Source organism: Streptosporangium sp. NPDC053982 (assembly GCF_055585205.1).
Window position 1 is genome coordinate 1 of the sequence record NZ_JBVJKQ010000039.1, and the last position, 3086, is coordinate 3086.

1 protein-coding gene is annotated in these 3086 nt (G+C 76.0%); it reads right to left on the bottom strand.

Annotated features, from left to right (window positions below; all coding sequences use genetic code 11):
• Nucleotides 1–3086 (bottom strand): type I polyketide synthase (locus ACZ6W9_RS36875; RefSeq protein WP_470121853.1); only part of this gene is annotated, 3086 nt, incomplete at both ends.

Genomic DNA, 3086 nt, shown 5'->3' on the forward strand with positions numbered 1-3086 from the left:
GCCTCCAGCTCCGCGACCAGCTCACCGGCACCCGGAGCCCGCAGGCCACGCCGGGAGACCAGCAGCAGATCCCGCACCCCGTGCCGCACCACCAGGTGCCGGGCCGTCAACGCACCCAGACCACCGGTCCCACCGGTCACCAGAACCGTCCCCCACAGGACGGGGGCGGGCTCGGCCGGAGCCTCGCGGCGGACCAGGCGGGGCACCAGGAGCCGGCCGTCCTCGACGCGGACCTGCGGCTCGCCGACGGCCGCGATGCGCGACCAGTCGGCGTACCCGTCGGGGACCTCGGCCAGGACGAGGCGGCCCGGCTGCTCGGTCTGCGCCGACCGCACCAGCCCCCACACCGCCGCACCCGCCACGTCACCGGGCCGGGTGACGAACATCAACCGGGACTCGGCCAGCCGGGGGTCCCGGATGGCGTCCAGCGTCTGCGCGGTGAGCCGCCGCAGCGCGGCGGGAATGTCCTCGTCCCCGCCGACGCAGGGGATCACGACGGACTCGGCGTCGCCGGGCTCGGCGACCGCCTCCGCCCAGTCCAGCCGGTACGACACCGGCCCCGACGTCACGGCGCCGCCCGGCACGGGCCTCGTGCGGACCGAGGCCAGGGCGAACACCAGCCGCCCCGAGTCGTCGACGGCCTCGATCGCGCAGCCGTCGTCGCCGGTCCTGGCCAGCCGTACCCGCAGGGACCTGGCCTCGGTGGCGAGCAACCGCACCCCGCGCAACTCGAACGGCACCCGCAGCCCGTCGGTGTCGCCGCCGGCGACCAGCAGCGGGTGGAACATGGAGTCCAGCAGGGCCGGGTGGATCCCGAACCCGGCCACGTCCACGTGTTCGGGCACCGCCACGTCGGCGTACAGCTCCTCGCCGTGCCGCCACACGGCCCGCAGTCCCTGGAAGGCGGGGCCGTACTCGTATCCCTGCTCGGCCAGGCGCTCGTAGCCACGTTCGACGTCGACGGGCACGGCCCCGGCGGGCGGCCACGCGGCGGCCCACCCGGGTCGGGCCTCGCCGTCCCGGTCCTCGGCGACGGTGCCCGACAGGTGGCGGGTCCAGCCCGCCTCGGGGTCGCCGGCGGGGCGGGAGTGCACGCGTACGGCGCGGGCCCCGGAGCCGTCCGGAGCCTCGACGACGACCTGCACCGCCACGCCGCCGCGTTCGGGCAGGACCAGCGGCACCTCGAACATCAGCTCCTCGACCAGGCCGGATCCGGCCCGCGAACCCGCCTCCAGAACCAGGTCCGCCAGCGCGGTCCCCGGCAGGACGACGGTCCCGCCCACGGCGTGGTCGGCCAGCCAGGGCGTGCCGGCGACGGACAGCACACCGGTGAGCACGGCCGGGCCGTCGTCGGCCAGCTCGACGGCCGCGCCCAGCAGCGGGTGACCGGTCTCGCGCAGTCCGGTGGCGGAAAGTCCCGCGTTCCGGACGGGCGGACCGAGCCAGTAGCGTTCGCGGTCGAACGGGTACGGCGGCAGGTCGACCGGACGGCCGTGGGGGGACAGCGCGGCCCAGTCCACGCCCGCCCCCGCCGTCCACGCCGCCGCCAGGCCGGCGACCAGCGCGTCGGCCTCGCCGCGGTCGCGCCTGTGCAGGGCGGCGATCGTCGTGTCGTCGCCGGTCACGCAGTCGTGCGCCATGCCGGAGAGCACGGCCTGCGGCCCCACCTCCAGGAGGACGCGGGCGCCGGACTCCTCCAGCGTGTTGACCGTCGCGTGGAACAGCACAGGCCGCCTGATCTGCTCCGGCCAGTAGCCGGGGTCGGTCCAGTCGCCGGGGATGCCGGTGACGAAGGGCACGCGCCGCGTCCCGAACGTCACCGTCTCCAGTTCGGCGGCGAACACGGCCAGGACCGGCTCCATGAGCGGCGAGTGGAAGGCGTGGCTGACCGGCAGCCTGCGGGTCCGCCGTCCCTGGGCCTTCCAGTGCGCGGCCACGGCCAGACAGGGCTCCTCCGCCCCCGAGATCACCACGCTGGCGGGGCCGTTGACGGCGGCGACGCCGACCCGGTCCTCCAGCCCGGCCAGGCTTGAGGTGACCTCATCGAGGGTGGCGTTCACGGCGACCATCGCGCCCGGCTCGCACAGCTCGCGCATCAGCCGGCCGCGGGCGGCGATCAGGCGGGCGGCGTCCGGCAGGGTCCAGATCCCCGCGACGTGGGCGGCGGCGTACTCGCCGACCGAGTGCCCGGCCACCACCGAGGGCGTCACGCCGAGCGACTCCAGCAGCCGGTACGCGGCCACCTCGAAGGCGAACAGCGCGGGCTGGGTGTAGGCGGTGTCGTCGAGCAGACCGGACTCGGGGGTGCCGGGCCCGGCCCACATCACGTCGCGGATCGGCCGGTCGAGGTGGGGGTCGAGGGCCGCGCAGACCTCGTCGAGCGCAGCGGCGAACACCGGCGAGCAGGCAGCCAGTTCGCGTCCCATGCCGGGCCGCTGCCCGCCCTGCCCGGTGAACAGGAACGCCACGCGGGGCCGCTCACCCGCGACGCCCTCGATCACCTCGGCCGTCTCGCCCCGCGCGTGGCGGGCCAGCGCCCCGGACAGGGCGGCGTGGTCGCGCCCGAGGGCGACGGCGCGGTGCGACAGGAGCGGCTGCCCGGCCAGTGTGCGCGCCACGTCGGCCGGATCCTCCCGGAGCTCGGCCAGATGGGCGGTCCTGGCCGCCAGTGACCGCGGGCTGTGGGCGCTGACCGGCCAGGCGATCGGGCCGGTGAGGACCGCGGCGGCCGGCGGCTCCGGCTCGGAGGCGTACTCCTCGATGATCGCGTGCGCGTTGGTGCCGCTGATGCCGAAGGAGGAGACGCCGGCCCGGCGCGGCCGCTCACCACGCGGCCACCCGGTCTCCTCGGTCAGCAGCCGCACGTCGCCCGCCGACCAGTCGACGTGCGGGGTGGGCTCGGTGACGTGCAGGGTACGGGGCAGCACGCCGTGCCGCATGGCCATGACCATTTTGATCACACCCGCCACCCCCGCGGCGGCCTGGGTGTGGCCGATGTTCGACTTGATCGAACCGAGCCACAGGGGGCGGTCGGTGGGGCGCATGTGTCCGTAGGTGGCGAGGATGGCGTGGGCTTCGATGGGGTC